This window comes from Corynebacterium aquatimens, assembly GCF_030408395.1.
Classification (GTDB): domain Bacteria; phylum Actinomycetota; class Actinomycetes; order Mycobacteriales; family Mycobacteriaceae; genus Corynebacterium; species Corynebacterium aquatimens.
This window is the reverse complement of the sequence record NZ_CP046980.1, coordinates 1844668-1860955: the sequence shown is the minus strand read 5'-3', so window position 1 is coordinate 1860955 and position 16288 is coordinate 1844668. Positions and strand designations below refer to the sequence as shown.

The 16288-nt window shown below is 60.2% G+C and carries 14 protein-coding genes, 1 rRNA gene and 1 riboswitch; of the genes, 6 read left to right on the top strand and 9 right to left on the bottom strand.

From position 1 onward, the window contains the following. Positions 1-74: 74 nt before the first annotated feature. Together rrf and CAQUA_RS08475 are read left to right on the top strand one after the other, a co-directional pair. A 5S ribosomal RNA gene (rrf, locus tag CAQUA_RS08480) occupies positions 75-191 on the top strand. Positions 192-349: 158 nt separating this feature from the next. Beyond that, the gene (locus CAQUA_RS08475; protein ID WP_196823672.1) at positions 350-1144 is read left to right on the top strand and encodes a sulfite exporter TauE/SafE family protein; all 795 of its coding nucleotides are present in this window, start codon (positions 350-352) and stop codon (positions 1142-1144) included. 45 nt (positions 1145-1189) lie between these two features. Here the strand turns inward: CAQUA_RS08475 and CAQUA_RS08470 are convergent, their stop codons facing one another. From CAQUA_RS08470 to CAQUA_RS08445, 6 genes are all read right to left on the bottom strand, one after another. Further along, a complete protein-coding gene (locus CAQUA_RS08470) occupies positions 1190-3028 on the bottom strand; it encodes a purple acid phosphatase family protein (protein ID WP_196823673.1) in 1839 nt (612 codons plus the stop codon). 101 nt (positions 3029-3129) lie between these two features. Beyond that, entirely contained in the window at positions 3130-3789 is a 660-nt protein-coding gene (locus CAQUA_RS08465; protein WP_196823674.1) for a DUF3239 domain-containing protein, read from the bottom strand. A gap of 36 nt (positions 3790-3825) precedes the next feature. Further along, positions 3826-5463 (bottom strand): DNA repair helicase XPB, encoded by a 1638-nt coding sequence (locus tag CAQUA_RS08460; RefSeq protein ID WP_196823675.1) that lies wholly within the window; start codon positions 5461-5463, stop codon positions 3826-3828. 9 nt (positions 5464-5472) lie between these two features. Next, positions 5473-6726, bottom strand: a complete 1254-nt coding sequence (locus CAQUA_RS08455; protein ID WP_196823676.1) for an ABC transporter permease — start codon at positions 6724-6726, stop codon at positions 5473-5475. Next, entirely contained in the window at positions 6727-7608 is an 882-nt protein-coding gene (locus CAQUA_RS08450) for an ABC transporter ATP-binding protein (RefSeq protein WP_196823677.1), read from the bottom strand. A 94-nt stretch (positions 7609-7702) separates the two neighbouring features. Then, entirely contained in the window at positions 7703-9652 is a 1950-nt protein-coding gene (locus CAQUA_RS08445; protein WP_196823678.1) for a helicase-associated domain-containing protein, read from the bottom strand. A gap of 92 nt (positions 9653-9744) precedes the next feature. On the opposite strand from CAQUA_RS08445, the gene CAQUA_RS08440 reads away from it, so the two are divergent. Beyond that, positions 9745-9954 (top strand): hypothetical protein, encoded by a 210-nt coding sequence (locus CAQUA_RS08440; protein ID WP_196823679.1) that lies wholly within the window; start codon positions 9745-9747, stop codon positions 9952-9954. 183 nt (positions 9955-10137) lie between these two features. On the opposite strand, the gene CAQUA_RS08435 is transcribed toward CAQUA_RS08440, so the two are convergent. Beyond that, positions 10138-10797 (bottom strand): resuscitation-promoting factor Rpf1 domain-containing protein, encoded by a 660-nt coding sequence (locus CAQUA_RS08435; RefSeq protein WP_196823680.1) that lies wholly within the window; start codon positions 10795-10797, stop codon positions 10138-10140. A 13-nt stretch (positions 10798-10810) separates the two neighbouring features. Further along, positions 10811-10983: riboswitch (cyclic di-AMP (ydaO/yuaA leader) on the bottom strand. Positions 10984-11803: 820 nt separating this feature from the next. Between CAQUA_RS08435 and CAQUA_RS08430 the strand changes: the two genes are divergently transcribed. Next, positions 11804-12187 carry a cold-shock protein gene (locus CAQUA_RS08430; protein WP_196823681.1) on the top strand — a complete coding sequence of 128 codons (384 nt, stop codon included), beginning with the start codon at positions 11804-11806 and terminating at the stop codon, positions 12185-12187. Between the two features lie 23 nt (positions 12188-12210). On the opposite strand, the gene CAQUA_RS08425 is transcribed toward CAQUA_RS08430, so the two are convergent. Further along, positions 12211-12846 carry a DUF2771 domain-containing protein gene (locus CAQUA_RS08425; protein WP_196823682.1) on the bottom strand — a complete coding sequence of 212 codons (636 nt, stop codon included), beginning with the start codon at positions 12844-12846 and terminating at the stop codon, positions 12211-12213. A gap of 18 nt (positions 12847-12864) precedes the next feature. Continuing rightward, complete coding sequence (locus tag CAQUA_RS08420) at positions 12865-13740, bottom strand: glutaminyl-peptide cyclotransferase (protein WP_196823683.1); 876 nt, start codon at positions 13738-13740, stop codon at positions 12865-12867. A gap of 141 nt (positions 13741-13881) precedes the next feature. Here CAQUA_RS08420 and CAQUA_RS08415 point away from each other — a divergent pair, with 141 nt between their 5' ends. Both CAQUA_RS08415 and CAQUA_RS08410 read left to right on the top strand, forming a co-directional pair. After that, positions 13882-15357 (top strand): NCS2 family permease, encoded by a 1476-nt coding sequence (locus tag CAQUA_RS08415; RefSeq protein ID WP_196825497.1) that lies wholly within the window; start codon positions 13882-13884, stop codon positions 15355-15357. 22 nt (positions 15358-15379) lie between these two features. After that, positions 15380-16270, top strand: coding sequence for a TrmH family RNA methyltransferase (locus tag CAQUA_RS08410; protein ID WP_376993205.1), 891 nt, complete (start codon positions 15380-15382; stop codon positions 16268-16270). Positions 16271-16288: the final 18 nt, after the last annotated feature.

Genomic DNA, 16288 nt, shown 5'->3' with positions numbered 1-16288 from the left:
GTCACTGACACACCACAAACACAAACCCATGACTCAACACAATGTTGAGTGGTAGGTAAAACCCCAAATAACGTGTCGGTGGTAATAGCAGTGGGGACACGCCCGGTCCCATTCCGAACCCGGAAGCTAAGCCCACCAGCGCTGATGGTACTGCACCCGGGAGGGTGTGGGAGAGTAAGTCACCGCCGACCAACAAACAACAACAACAAAACAAAAGAAATGAATAAGTACTTGAGACTGTAGCCCTAGGACAACCCCCTAGGGCTACAGTCATTTACAGACACTTTTTTAAAGCCGTTCACGGGCTGGTTACTAACTGATCTGTAGTGGATAGTGTGAGGAGCAATCCATGGAACCGTTATCAGGGGCGCTGCTTTTCGCCATGGGCATCATGGCCGGCATCATTAACTCCGCCGTTGGCTCGGGGTCGTTGTTGACGCTGCCTGTGTTGTTGGCCATGGGTGTTCCGCCCGGGATGGCGGTGCGGACTAACACGATCGGATTGATGTTCGCGTCCGTTGGTTCGGCGTGGGGTTTCCGTAAAGAGGTGCGTGCGGAGATGCCGTACTTGAAGCCCCTGATTGCCGCCGCGATTATCGGCGCGGCCTGCGGTTCACTGCTCCTGTTGTTCACGCCGACCCGCGCGTTGAACTTTGTTATCCCAATCCTGATCATCGTGGCTCTGATCCTGGTGCTGTTTCAGAAGCGCATCGTGGCACTCATCGGCGGCAACGTTCCGGATGAAAACTATGATGATGGTAGTCCGGTGGGGGAGCCGTACAAGCGCCCTGGTTTGGTAGGCGCGATGGGTTTGGCGTCCGTGTACGGGGGGTTCTTCACCGCAGCCCAGGGCGTTATCTACATGGCGATCATGGGCGTGGGAACTGGGCGTTCGTTCAAGGCGGTCAACCCCGTGAAGAACTTCCTCTCCTTGTTTGTCAACGCAGTTGCGGCGCTGGTGTACGTCATCGCCTACTTCGTGATGGGGTCGGAGATCTTGTGGATCGGCGTTCTGATCCTCGCTGTTGGCGGGGTAATTGGTGGACTCGTCGGCGCGCGCATCGCCAAACGAGTCTCCAACACCTTCCTCAAGGGTCTTATCGTCGTCGTTGCTGTTACCGCGCTCATCAGGCAGTTCGTTTAACTGCCTGTGTTTTTTCGTCGTTAAGCGTGCGTGTGCTCTTGAGTCTTAAGAGCTTTTGGCAATGCCGTAGGAGTCCCGCAGCTTCACTTCGCGCTCTTCGCCGCCGTGAAGATCACCCTCGACCTGGTAGAAGTCGATCTTGAAGGTGTCTTTTGTGATGGTGTAGACGGCGAAGCTTTGAATTTGTGACTGGCGGTAGTTCTCGTGCTTGTACTCGAACTTCTTTGAGTCTTCCGGTTGCTCCGCGATGTCATACAGGCCGTTCCAGAGCTCAACGTCCTCCTCCGTCATCCAATCCAGCTTGGGGCGGACCTTGTGGACGTGCTCCGCGCCCTTCTTGTAAATCGCGTCGTAGGTCTTCGTGCCGGACGTGTTCGGGATGACGTAGGTAACGCCCTTCGGGTTCACGTGGTACTCCACGCCGTCAATCTTCTTCTTCTCGGTGTTCTCCACCTCACCGTAGGAGAAGTTGTCTGGGGTGTAGGTCAAAGACTTTGTGCGGGTCAGGTTGTGGTCATGGCCTTGCAGCACGATATCGACGCCGAGCTCATCGGCAAGCTGCACGAACTCCTCGCGCGTGACTTGAACGTCCTTGTCCTGCAGAGCGTGGTAGGAGGCGGAGTAAACCGGCTTGTGGTACGCAAGAACGATCCAGTCAGCGCCGTTCTCCTTGGCTTTCTTGATGTCGTTCTTCGCCCATTCCATCTGCTTGCGGCCGATGGCGCCTTCCTTCGGGTTATCGTCCGATTTCTTGTTGTCGTTGGTGTTCAACACAACGAAGTGGGCGCCGGAGTGGTCGAAGGAGTAGTAGGAACCACCGTTGATCGCGTCGTTGGTGACAGGCACGTTCGTGTGGTCATTGAACGAACCCAGCTTCTTGTCCTCGAGCCACTTGAGGTTGTATTCGTCGTGGTTGCCCGGGGTGTACGCGTGCGGCAGTGACAGGTTTGCCTTGCGGGACATGTTCAGGTTGTCCACCCACTCATCTTCCACGGCGGCGGTTTCCACGAAATCGCCGGTGTGCAGAGCGAACTTGGCGTCTGGGGCGACTTCGAGTGCCTTTTCCAACGTGTTGGCACCGTAGGCGGCCTCATTGTTCACGTTGGCGTTCCAGTACGCGTTTTGGGTGTCCGTGTAGTGGATGAACTTGGTTTCTTTGGAGTTAAGGTCCGCGGTGGTGAACGATCCGGTTTCGGAGAAGCCTTCCTTGGCGGATCCAACCTGGAAGTAGTACTTGGTGTTGGGCTTCAGTCCCGTGGCGGTTGCCTTGTTTGTGTGCTCGGTGACATCAACCAGTTCCAAGTAGCCCAGCTTCGTGCCCTCGGAGGTCCACTTCGTGTTCTCTTTGGTGATCTGCTCGTCGGTGAAGTAACCGTAGATTTCCTTCGGTTGTCCTTCTTTGTTGAGCTCGAAGACGCCCTCATCGTCCGTTTTGGCCGAGGCGTAAATGTAGTAGCCGTCCTTGTCGCGTTCCGCGTACTGGCTGGTCACCTTCGTGGTCTCTGCGGGGAACTCCATCGCGCCGGCGAGGTCTTCTTGTTCCGAGACGCGGAGCATGGAATCATCCAGCCCGTCTTTGGTGTACCAGTTCAGCGCGATCTCACTCGTGGGATCCGTGGTGAGGTTCATGGCGATGCGGTCGGGCTTGTTATCAACCTCAACGTCGGCGACTTCCGGCTTGGAGTCTTGAAGCTCGATGAGGTCTAAGCCATTGATGTCGCCGTAGACGGGATCGGATTCGTCCTCGTTGGACGTGCCTTTGTTGGACTGGGTGGCTGGTTTAGAACCGTCGTTGGAGTTAGGTTCAGATGTGCAGCCGGAAAGCAGCACGGTCGTGCCGCTGACGATGGCGATGGTTTTGAGGAAAGTGGATTTTGTAAACACGGAGGAACCCTTCGGCAGTTGTGTGTCGATACGGTCCCTCTCCACACTGCGGAAGTGTGTTTAACGCGACGCGACCACTAGGTGGCCGTGAGGTGAACATCTTAAAGGACGAGGAGGTTATACGTTGTCGCCTTCACTTCGTCATAACGCGATCGTGCTTTTTCCAGTTTCTGCCACTGGTCCTGGGGGATGGCACGCTTCGCTTCGTTGATGACCTCTTGGTCCGGGGTCGCCCAGGCGATCGGCATCGGCGTGACCTCCTGCCAGTGGTCCGCGTCGCGGGAGGTGCGACGTCCGCCGACCGCAACTGCCGGAACCTTGGTGCCCAACGCCGGTTTGTCCATGCCGGGAATCTGCGTGACGGTCCTCAACGCCGCGCCGTAGGTCGGTGGCATATCTGGGTTGGCGTTGACGTTCACCAGTGCCATGAGAACCACGTCGCGGGGATTGACCTCAGCGACAATGGCGGGGACAAGCGGGTAGCGGTCGTAGAGTTCTTGCGCGGTTCCCACCGAACGCGGAACCAGGAATGCCACGATGAGCATCAGCACGCCGAAGGACCCCAGCGCGATTGTCCCGATTGTTCGCCATGGGTTTGCGGGATCCATCACAAACCACATCGCCAACGCGGCGCCCACGCAGATGATGAACAAGCTGATGCCGGAGATGATCACCTTGCGGGTGTCACGCAGCATCTCATTGTGCTGCTTAGCAAAGGATTCATCAACGTCAAAGTGGAACTGCGGGGAGTTTGACTGCATGGTTCCACTTTAGATGTCTTAGGTTTTTAGATGCTTTTAGATGTCAGCCGCGTCGACAAGCCTGTAGGCGTAGCCCTGCTCCGCGAGGAAGCGCTGGCGGTGCTGCGCATAGGTTGCGTCGAGAGTGTCGCGGGCGATCACCGTATAAAACAGCGCTTCTTTACCGTCCTCTTTGGGGCGCAGTAGTCGCCCCAAACGCTGGGCTTCTTCCTGACGGGAACCGAAGGTGCCAGAGACCTGAATACCCACGGCAGCTTCGGGGAGGTCGATGGAGAAATTCGCCACCTTCGACACAACCAAAGTCTGAATCTCACCCGAGCGGAACGCGTCAAACGCGGCCTCGCGCTTCTTCGTGGAGGTTGTGCCATCCACCAGCGGGGCGCCCGTGCGGGACGCGAGTTCTTCCAGCTGATCCAAAAATGCGCCGATGATCAAGATCTGCTGGCCAGCGTGCTTTTGCAGTAGCTTATCGACGACTTTCAGTTTGTTACGACTCGTCGCAGCCACCCGGTATCGGTCGCGGGTTTCAGCGGTGGCATAGAGCATCTTCTCATCGGCGTGAAGCGATGTTCGTACCTCAACGCATTCGGCGGTGGCGATAAACCCTTGGGCCTCGAGTTCTTTCCACGGTGCGTCGTAGCGTTTCGGCCCGATGAGCGCGAACACATCGTCTTCGCGGCCATCTTCGCGCACGAGCGTGGCGGTAAGCCCGAGCTGGCGACGTGATTGCAGATCCGCAGCCATGCGGAATACGGGTGCGGGGAGAAGATGCACCTCGTCGTAAATGATCAGCCCCCAATCGCGCGAATCAAATAGTTCGAGCGCTCTGTATTCGCCTTTCGTTTTCCGTGTGACCACTTGGTACGTAGCGATGGTGACGGGGCGGATTTCTTTGCGTTCGCCTGAGTATTCACCGATTTCGGACGGCGTCAACGTGGTGCGGCGCAGAAGTTCATCGCGCCACTGCCGGCCCGCAACGGTGTTGGTGACCAAGATCAGCGTGGTCGTTTGCGCTTTAGCCATGCTTGCCGCGCCGACGATCGTCTTGCCAGCACCGCACGGCAGCACGACCACGCCGGAGCCGCCCTGCCAGAAGGATTGGGTGGCATAGTCCTGGTAGTCACGCAGCCGCCAGCCGTCCTCATGGAGCTGGATCGGGTGATGCTCACCGTCGACGTAGCCAGCGAGGTCTTCCGCGGGCCAGCCGATTTTGGTGAGCTCTTGTTTGATACGCCCGCGTTCCGACGGGTGCACCGGCACTGTCGTCGGATCAATCTGCGCGCCCAGCATCCCAGCGATCTTTTTGTTGCGGGAAATCTCCGTCACAATCGCCGGATCATCGGATTCCAGGATCAGCCCGTGAGCCGGGTGGTTAATAAGTTTCACGCGGCCGAAACGCGCCATGGTTTCAGCGACGTCTATGAGCAAAGCCTGCGGCACGGGGAACCGTGAGAACTGCTCTAGCACGTCGACGGCTTGCTCCGCGTCGAAGCCGGCGGCACGCGCATTCCACAAGGCCAACGGCGTGATGCGGTAGGTGTGAACGTGTTCCGGGGCACGCTCTAACTCAGCGAACGGCGCCAAGGCTGCGCGGGCAGCCTCCGCGCGCGGGTGGCTGACTTCCAGCAGAACGGTTTTGTCTGACTGGACGATGAGCGGGCCGTCGCCAAGCATGGAAAATTCCTAACTTTTAAGTGCTTCAGTCCACTTGGTCACCTTGCCGTTGTTGAGGATGCTCGTGCGGTAAATGCGCGCAGCAAACCAGATTGCGGCGAGTGTGGCAAGGAAGGCGAGAGCCAACGACAGCGCGAGGTTGAGCGCTGAAAAGTCACCGGCCGCGTAGGTGAGCGGTGCGGCGAAGATAGAAAACGGAGGGACCCAAGAAAAGACCTGCATCCACGTGGAATCCGTCGCGGACCATCCCATCAGTGGGACGTACACGCTGATGAGCAAGGCCACCAAGATCGGGGTTTGGGTCTGCTGGAGGTCCTCGGTGCGCTGCACCATCGCACCCGCCGCGGCGTACAAACTACCGAAGAAGGTCATGGCAAGAATCCAGGACACAAGAGTGATCGGAAGGATCTCCCAGGCGAACTCGATGCCATCCAACAGCCCGGAGGCGGCAAGGCCAATCGCACCGACACCAAGGATCAGGGCAGTACCAGCCAGGCCAAGCAGCATGGTGCCCAGGATCTTGCCGGCCAAGAAGTCCAACGGGCGGACCGTTGCCAGGATGAGCTCAACCACGCGGGAAGATTTCTCTTCCGTGACGCGGCTACCGGTGTTGGTAGCAAAGATCATCACGGTGAAGATGATCACCGACAGCGCGATAAGCGTAGTGATCAAGCGAATGAAGTCGGCTTCCGGGTCGGTGGCCGCGGTACCGTCCTCACCAGCGACCTTGACTGGCTCGACCGTAATTTCCTTATAGGCGTTCCCGTAGTCTTCGGGGCTCACGCCGAGGGCGCCCAGCGCGTTCGCATCCGCAGTCGCATCGGCGGCTTCCTGGATCTGGCTCAGCAGGTCGAAGTCAGGCATCCCATTGAAAATCACGTCCCACCTATCCCCATCGGGGATGACCGCTGCGTCAACCTCGCCGTCGCGGACGAGTTGTTCCGCCGCCGCACGGTCAGCCGTCTCGCGACCCTCAATGCCAGCGGTGGCCCAAAGATCGGGACTCAACGACGACGCTTCGGCACCTGCAGCGCCCTCAGCGCCTGCAGTGTTCACCACAGCAACGGGTGTGCCGCCCTTATCCTCATCGCCCTTGCGATCCTGCCAGGTGAAGAAGCCGATGAGCGCGATCACGATGATCAGAAGAATCGCGATGGTGGCCATCAGGCCCTTGGAACGCATCAGCACCTGGATTTCGCGTTTTGCGGTGGTCCAGATCGTGCGCCACGAAGAATATTGTGTCCTAGTGGTCGTAGTAGACATTTACTTCACAACCTCCTTGAACAGGTCGGTTAAGTCGGGGACAACGCGAGTGAACTCGTGCACGCGTGCCGCGCGTAATGCGCTGGTCAGAATCGCTTGATCGTAGCCCTCATCAGGGGCTTCGATGATAACGGTGGTCGGGGTTTCGTCGATAAGCGTGGTGCCCTCTGGGTACCACCCGCGACCGCGCGTGGCCACGCGGTAACGCACGGGGCCTTGGTTGCGCAGCCCGTCGACCGTGCCCTCAGCAACCATCTTTCCGCGGGACACGATACCCACGCGATCGCAGAGGCGCTGCACCAAATCGAGCTGGTGGGAGGAGAACACCACCGGCACGCCGCGGTTGCGCGCGCGGTCGGTAAGCATGGTGCTCATCACATCCACGGCGACGGGGTCAAGGCCGGAAAACGGCTCATCCAGGATAAGAATCTCCGGATCGTGGATCAGGCTGGCCGCTAGCTGCACGCGCTGCTGATTTCCCAAAGAAAGGTCATCGAGCTTGTCGTTCAGACGCTCACCCAGGCCGAGTTCTTCCAAAAGTTCCGTTCCACGCTTGGTGGCTTCCGCTTTCCCCACTCCGTGCAGCGTGGCAAGGAACACCAGCTGGTCAAGGATTTTTTCCTTGCCGTATAAACCGCGCTCTTCGGGCATGTAGCCGATGCGGCGCCGCGAGTCGTCGTTAAGCGGCGTGCCATTAAGCAACACCTCGCCGGAATCAGCCGCAAGCACTCCGAGAGCGATGCGCATCGTCGTGGACTTGCCCGCGCCGTTCGAGCCGACGAAACCATAAATTTCGCCGGGGCCGACGCTGAAACTCATCCCATCAAGCGCTGTCACCTCCCCATAACTTTTGCGCAGGTCCCTAATTTCCAGCGTTGTCACTATGCGTGCTCCTTACTTAGCTTTTTCGGACCAATGTTCCCCTTCCAGTTTGCACAACAAGGAACAGCGGTGCCACTAACGGTGGGCACAGACGTTAACCACTCAGCGACACGTTGGTCACGCGGTGGAGCGGAATCTCCAGCGGGCGCCCGTCGCGCGGGTAGAGGACAACCGAACCCGCGCGAACCGTAATTGGCACACCCACGGTGGTGTGAGGCTCGCCGCCACGCCCCACGTAGGACACCGCCGCGGCGCGCTTTGACCGCGCGGCCATGCGCAACGTTTCTACCGCGGAGGCACTCGTAACTTCACCCTCAACTTCAAGCGTGCGCACGTGCGCGAGGATCGAATCGACCTCCCGCGGCACCAACGGGGGCGCCAATGAGGGCTCAGCGGGATACGCCGATGCCAGAATCGGGTCCGCACCCGAGTGAAGCGTCGCCCCGCCAGCGTCCTCCGCAACCGGCTGGAAGCCCACGTCACGCAGCGCGGCGAGCAGCTTCGGCACGGTCATATCGCTCACCGCGACGGTAGGGGCAATCACGCGTAACGACGAAACCTTCGGCCTCTTCGCGCGCGCGGATTTCGCACCATTGAGCAACTCCGCCGCCTGCGTGATCAGCGCCGGGTCATCACTGCGAACGTAACTTGCCACCGCACCAATACGCAGCGAACCGTGGTTGCGCGCAACCTCATCCACGAGGAAAGAAAGACCCTGCGGGACCTCACCCATGACGTGCGCCGCCAGCCACTGATGGATCATTTCCGCAGACAGCCCCGCATCAAACCCGCGGCGCAACGAGTCCTCCGTCACCCGCCACACACTGGCCAACCCCGGCGATTCCATCTCCGCGATCTTCTCAATGAACGTCGCAGTCACCGAATCAAGAGGACCCGGCGCCAAAATAGTAAGGTCCGCTTGCGCAATAAGCTTATCGACGGTCGGCGGCAACAGCCCGTCCGCCACCTCAACCGCCAACCTGGGCGCGTCTTCCGCCGGGGTTGCGTGTGCGGGTTCGTACGCTTCCAGGAATGCTCGCAGCGGTGAAGACGGCGCGCCCGCTAGACCGTCGACAGGCGCGAGCGCTCCGACCGCTTTCCCCTCAGCAACCAGCGCTTCGACCATCTCAGGCCCGATAACCAGCGCGTCCGTAGGGGAGTAGAACGTCATTAGATCCCAGTCGCCGCAGCACCGAGCAGTAGCAACGGCAGCGCCGCTAACGGAAGGATCATGGCTTCCGGGAGCGAAGATGTTGGTGGTCGCGGTTGGATCCCACGGGGAACTGAGCCAGCCGATGATCAGCGCGACCCATTGCTCAGCCAGACCGGAAGCCAGCCAGGTCAGGCCACCCCGCGAGGCAGCAAGCACCGAATCATCCGAGCGGTTAGAAACGTAGGTCGGCGCCAAAAGGCCTGCCGCATTGCCAACCCTGATCAGCGGAGCCGCATCAACCCCAAGGGCGTGCGAGAGCGCTTTGAGCGCACGGACTCCAACCGAATCATCCTTGTTCAGCGCAACCGGTTCAGCCAGCAGCGCCGTGAGGAGCTGGCGCATCCTGCGCACCGCATCAATACCCTGTGGCAGCGCCGATTCATCAACCAGCTTCTGGTCGACTGCGTGCGGCTGCGGGATGCTCAATTCCCCGCTCGCGCCGCCCGTCCAGGCCGCCGATAGTCCGGGTTGCAGGCCACTGTGCAGGCCACCGACCGCGCGCAGTGCCTCGGTGGGGCCGTAGACCAGCCCCAGCTGGCGCATATGGTCAAGCGGAAACTCCTCATCTATCGCGGTGGCATCCACGGGGCGCACGTCCGCTTCCGCGCTGATGAGGCGGTTGTACGCTGTCAGATCAGCCGCGGTGAGTTTCTTCATCACCTTGTACAAGGAGCCCGCGTGTCCTAAGCGAGCCGCGAGCATCCCCAGCGATGACGGCGGCGGAAGGAACGCGTCAGGGCGGGAGCTGATCAGGGTGCGCCACTGATCGTCGTCAAGCGAAGCCAATGCTGCGCTGAGGCCGTGGCCCGCGGGCCGTTGAGGTGTAGTCATTTCGGGGGTGATCTTACGCGTCTTGCGCTACCGCGGAGACTTTGTTGGGGGAATAGGTGCGTTTTAAGTAGCGGCGTGAAAGAATAAAGGGCATGGCTAAAGAGACTGCAGGACACGTGGAAAACATCCGAGAGATCAACCCGGCTTGGCCGGCCAACACCCCTGGTGGCCACCCGGTGACGGAGCTTTCCTCCAAGCTCGCTGGCGCATCCAGCCCGTACGGCGACGACTTGATTCTTCCGCGTCCGTGGGAAGAAACCGGCTACGTCCACCCCACCACGCGTATCAACCGCGCGCAGTAGGCGCCTCTTTCACGTTTCTTTTCCGTTGCCCCGCCGGCAGGTGCCGCGTGGGGCCGCTGCAGCTTTATTTGCTGCAAACATTAAACGGGTGTGAACCAGGGTTTTTGAAGCCCTCATTCACACCCGTTTTGCGTAGCTCGCGGAGTTGCTAGGCGCGCTGGTGGTTCCTAGCTTATGCGTTTTTTAGCGGCCAGCGGCAACCGCGAAGACGCGGTTGATGTCGCCGGTCAGTGCAGCGTCAACCAACGGCTTGTTAGCCAGGTAGAAAGCGTTGTAGTCGTGGCGGTTTGCCTTGTAGGCATCCTGCACCTGGGCCGGAACAGCGATACCGCGGCTATCCAGCAGCTTCACGATCTGCTCGTACACAGCGTCGACCTGGAGAGTCTCCGGCTTCGGTGCGGCCTTCGGTGCGGCCGGCTTCGGAGCAGCCTTCGGTGCGGCCGGCTTCGCTGCCGGAGCGCCCGGAGCGGTGCGCGGCGTCGGCTTGGAGTTCAGACCCAGACGAGCGGAGCACGCAGGCCAAGCACCCCAGCCCTGGCTTGCAAGCACGCGCTCAGCCACGACGATCTGCTGCTCGCGGGTAGCAAGGTTTGCAGTCGGTGCAAACTGGCCGCCACCGTGTGCGCGCCAGGTCTGCGGGTGGAACTGCAGGCCACCGTGGTAGCCGTTGCCGGTGTTGATTGCCCAGTTACCGCCAGACTCGCACTGTGCAAGGCGGTCCCAGTCAGAGTCTGGAGCTGCGGATGCCTGCGGAGCAAGGATCGCAGTGGTAGCCAGAGCTGCGGTAGCACCGGCAATGGTCTTGGTGGACAGGGAAGTGGTCTGCTTACGGTGGCGTCCCATGAAAATTCTTTTCCTCTCTTCTTAATTACGTCTGCGGAGTTAGCTGTCGGGTTCAGGCAGAGGTATGAAAACGGCCTGGCCGAAGACTTTTCGGCTTCACCCCGAGCGAGAAAGGTTCCCGCTGTGCGCCGTGCGGCGCGGGTGGGTCCCCCGCTTTTGTCCTATTTATTTAGCTGTGTTCAGCGTTCAGTGGCCGGACAAAATTGAACGTGGCCTTGAACGATTCGGTTTTCCCTCCCGCAGACAACGAGCCCGCGCGAAGCATGATGGCTACTCTACGGGTTTATAACGATTCAGTCACATCTCTTCGAACTTTTGTGATCATTGTTATTAGTGGGGTTCGCAGTGACGGATTAAATGGGGTGGAGTACCCGCTTGAACTGGACATTGTTCCGTAGTGTGAACCGCATCACATGATTTAGCGCGTGTCGAGCCGTCGATAAGCGAAATGTGCCCATCGCCGCAACCTTCGCGCCGACCCGATTCGCGAAATTCTGCTTCGGTGACAGATCATCAAAAACCTGCGGTCCGGTGACCTGCAGTTTCGCGCTAGCTATCGAAAGTTGGATACAAATTTCGCGAATCGCGTCGTCGGGATGCCGCGAATCGCCCCCTAGGGGTGCCGCGAATCGCCTCGCCGGGGCACCGCGGGATTGTCCCTCCCGGCGGGGTGGGTCCTGGTTTCTCTCGGAATGCCTGTGGGTCGCAGGGGCCACGCCGGGCGCGGGGACCCGATTCGCGAAATTCTGCTTTGCTGATAGATCATCAAAAACCAGCAGGTCCGTGACCTGGGGTTTCACGTGGCCTATCGAAAGTTGGATACAAATTTCGCGAATCGCCTCGCTGAGGCACCGCGAATCGCGTCGCTGGGGGCGCGGGATCGCGTCGCCGAGGTCGGGCCCGAGGTTGGGGGTTCGGGCTATTGTGTGGCATCATATGTAGCTCACTATTACGGGATCCGTACGAAGAGCGAAACACGCGAAAGAATCAGTAGAGGAACGTCATCATGCCAGTAGGAAAAGTGAAGTGGTACGACGCCGAGAAGGGTTTCGGTTTTGCTTCCAACCCTGGCAACGAGGATGTCTTTATTGGTAAGAGCGTGTTGCCGGACGGCGTTGAGGAGCTTGAGGCAGGTCAGCGCATTGAGTTTGATTTCGCGGCCGGCCGTCGCGGGCCGCAGGCGTTGCGCGTGAAGGTGCTTGATTCGCCGCGTCGTAAGAAGATCAACCGCCGCAAGCCAGACGAGCTCGCGAGTATGCTCGCCGATGTTATGTCGATGTTGGAAACCCAGGTCCAGCCGGCTCTTGATGCTGGCCGCTACCCGGAGCGCAAGGAGTCTCGTCAGATCGCGGAGATCTTGCGGGCCGTCGCCAAAGAGCTTGACGCTTAATGTGCTTATCGACGGCCGGAGCTTTATTCGGCGCTATCGATAGTGGTGAATGACCACGTGACTTTGGCGGGGGTTTCCTCGCCGTTGGAGTCGATGTCAACGAGGTGGGTGGAGATTTCTACCACCGCGATGCTGGTGGGGCCGCCTTTGTCTTCGGCCCTGTCGAGCGTGACCGGGACGTCGACTTCTTGTGCCTCGGCGGGGAGGAAAGCTCTCTCGGTGTTTGCCGCGGGGTCGTCGTAAATGCCCAGCAGTGACCAGGGGCGGCTGGCGATTTCCTCGGGCACCTTGATGCGGATGATCGCATCCGTGGGCGCGCCGGACGTGTCTACGAAAGCGACATCGCCCTCGGGGCAGTCTTTGGCGTCGAGCGCGCAGACCTGGAACGGTGTCGTGGTGACGTCGGTGCCGTTGAATGACGCGGTGATCGCAATCTCACGAGGCGGGGTTTCCGGCGCGTTGCGGCGCGAATCCAGGAAGAAATACAGCGTCCCCACCAGCGCCACCACAACAACCGCAATGATGCCGAGTTGGATCAGGGCGCGGCGCGACGCCGCTTGCTTCGCCGCCCGCGAGGAACCCCGCTTGGAGGTCGAGGCGGTCTGCGCGGAGCTAGCGGTGGAGCTGGTCGAGCTGGTCGAGCTGGAAGAGCGTGCCATGGCCGATCAGTCTAGTGCTTAAGATGGGACGAACGTGACCCGGTATAGATCGGGCCAGCGCTTGCCGGTGATGAAGAATTCGTCGGTGCCGGGAATGTGGGCGATGCCGTTGAGGACGTTGTTGGGGTCCGGTGTTGCCCGGTTGGGGACGTCGGAGGCGTCGATAACGGCGGTCACTGTGCCGGTGGCAGCGTCGATGCGGACGATGTTCGTGGTGGTGAAGATGTTTGCGTAGATATCGCCGCCGACGCATTCAAGTTCGTTGAGGTCGTTGACAGGCTCGCCGTTCAAGGTGACGTCGAAGCGACTGCGCTCTTCGAGGGTTTCAGGATCCATGCGGCGCAGTTGCGAGGTCCCGTCGGAAAAGATCACGTCGTTGCCGAGGGAGCACAGACCCCAGCCTTCGCCCTCAAAATCGGCGCGAGCGATTTCTTCAAGGGTGGTTGCGTCGCGTTTGATTGCCACGTTGTTTTGCCAGGTCAGTTGCCAAAGGGTGTCGTCGATACGCGTGATGCCCTCCCCGAAAAATTCCGGATCGAGCGCGGCGGTGGCTAGCTCGCGGCCGTCGATCGTGGTGCGGTAGATGCGGGATTCGCCCTCCTGGCCAGTGCCCACGTACAGCGTCCCGTCGGGCGCGACCTCGAGGCCTTGGGTAAAGCTCGTCGGATCGAACGCATGCTTATCGACGATCTTCACCTTCAGCCTTTCGACTTCCGACTGAGAGGGTTTGGCTGATGCGGTAGGGGAGTTATCAGCGTGCGGGGCCTGTGAGCTGGTGTCGCTGGAACACGAGGTGAGTAACGCGACCGCGGCGAAGATGGCGGCGCAGATCGATACTGCGGCGCGAGGCGTTGTTGCGGCTGCGGAGAGCTGGGGCGACGTGAGTTGGCGCATGGATTTGGCAAACCTCCAATTCAGTGGGACGCTTATTGCCGTTACAAGCTATTTTTACGCTTGTTGGGAAGTTTTTTTTAAAGCTAAGGAACACTCGTGTCTGAAAACCGACAAACGCCGCAGAAGACTGGCGGCTCCACTGTGGTCGAGACCGCAGCCGATACGACGAATACCGGCGGCGCTGGCGCCGAACCGCGCTCGGCTCTTGACCGCTTCTTCCACATTTCTGAGCGCGGCTCCTCAGTGGGCACGGAGATCCGTGCGGGCGTGGTCACGTTCTTCGCCATGGCCTACATTGTGCTGCTGAACCCGCTGATCATTGGTACGGGTGAGGACTCCACGGGTCACGCGCTGGGCATTCCGCAGGTAGCTGCCGTGACGGCCTTGGTTGCCGGCGTGATGACGATCCTCTTCGGTCTGATTGCCAACTACCCGTTTGGTATCGCCACCGGTTTGGGCTTGAACACACTGGTGGCAGTGACCTTGGTCAGTACAGAAGGTCTGACCTGGGAAGAGGCCATGGGCTTGGTGGTGATTGACGGTATCATCATCGTAATTTTGGCCGTGTCAGGATTCCGCAGCGCCGTCTTCGCGGCGATCCCGCCGTCGATGAAGGCCGCGATCGGCGTGGGGATCGGCCTGTTCATTGCCATGATTGGTTTCGTGGATTCCGGTTTTGTGCGCCGCATCCCGGATGCGGCCATGACCACGGTGCCGGTCCAGCTTGGCAACGGCGGTTCCATCGCCGCGTGGCCGACTTTTGTGTTCATCCTGGGCCTGGTCATCTGCGGTTTCATGGTGGTGCGCAACATCCCGGGTGGCCTGTTCATCGGTATCGTGCTGAACACGATCATCGCTCTAATCGTTGAGGCGATCACGCACTCTGGTTCCTCCGCTGACAGCCCCACCGGCTGGAGCCTCGCGGTGCCGAGCATGCCGAATGCACTAGGCGGCATCCCGGATCTTTCCTTGGTTGGCGCAGTGGACATTGTGGGAGCATTCAGCCGCATCGGCGTTATTTCCGCGTCCCTGTTGGTGTTCACCCTGGTGCTGGCGAACTTCTTCGACGCGATGGGAACCATGACAGCGCTGGGTAAGCAGGCCCAGCTTTCCAACGAAGACGGCGTCCTCCCGGACATGAAGAAGGCCCTCGTCGTGGAGGGCGTGGGTGCCATCGTCGGTGGCGCCGGTTCTGCTTCCTCAGCCACCGTGTACGTCGATTCCTCGGCGGGAATTGCTGATGGCGCGCGCACGGGCTTGGCCAACATCGTCACCGGCCTTTTGTTCCTCGCCGCGATGTTCTTCACCCCGCTGTATGAGGTCGTGCCGATCGAAGCCGCCGCACCCGTTTTGGTTGTGGTTGGTGCGCTGATGATGATGCAGATCACGGAGATTCAGTGGGGCGAGTTCTACATCGCCTTGCCGGCTTTCCTCACCATCGTGACCATGCCGTTTACTTACTCCATCGCCAACGGCATCGGCGTCGGCTTCATTGCGTTTTCTCTGATGGCGCTTTTCGCTGGCAAGGCGAAGGATGTGCACTGGCTCATGTGGCTCATCTCGGGCCTGTTCGTGGTGTTCTTCACCATCGACCCGATCATGGCTGCGATCGGCTAGTTCCGGAACCCTGGCAGACACCCTGGCAAACACAGTGACACACCCCGCGCCCAGAATCACCGTCGTTGCGGATCCGTCCGATCCGCGGCTCGATGACGTCCGTGATCTTAAGCACAGCGATAATCGCCCGGATCTCCCCGGCGGCAAGGGCTACGTGATCGCCGAGGGCCCGCTGGTTGCGGGGCGTCTGGTGGAGTCCCGCTTCCCGCTGCGCTGCGTCGTCGGCTTCGAGCGCCGTGTGGAAGAATTCGCGGCGGAGCATGGGCGCGCGCTATGTGGCGTACCGCTCTACGCTGTGACCCGCGAGGTGCTCGCTGAAGCTGCCGGTTTTGACATGCACCGCGGGCTGCTCGCAGTCGCTGATCGCGCACCAGAACGCACGGTCACATCGCTTATCGACGATCTGTCTCACCCGCACACCCTCACCACCCTGATCGTGTTGGAAGGCGTGGGGGACCACGAGAACATTGGTGCAATCTTCCGCAACGCCGCAGGAATGGGCGTGGACGGAGTCCTCCTGGGCGCCGGCACCGCGGACCCTTTGTACCGCCGCAGCGTCCGCGTGTCCATGGGGCACGTTCTACGCACCCCCTTCGCGCGCATGGAGGGGACTCCCACGACGTGGCAGCGCTCCCTGGATCAGCTGCGTGAGGCTGGCTTTCACATCGTTGCGTTGACACCGGCCCCGGACGCGGTCCATCTCAGGGACGCGGTCACGTTCACCAGCCCCGACAACCCGACACCGCAGCCCTATGACCGCGTGGCGTTCCTCGTCGGCGCGGAAGGCCCCGGGCTTACCGAACACGCCATGCGCGCCTGCGACGTCCGTGCTCAGATCCCGATGGCGCCGGGTACTGATTCCCTCAACGTCGCCACATCAGCCGCGATCGCGTTCTATGAACGCAATCGGTAGGCGCTCCGTACTTTTTTG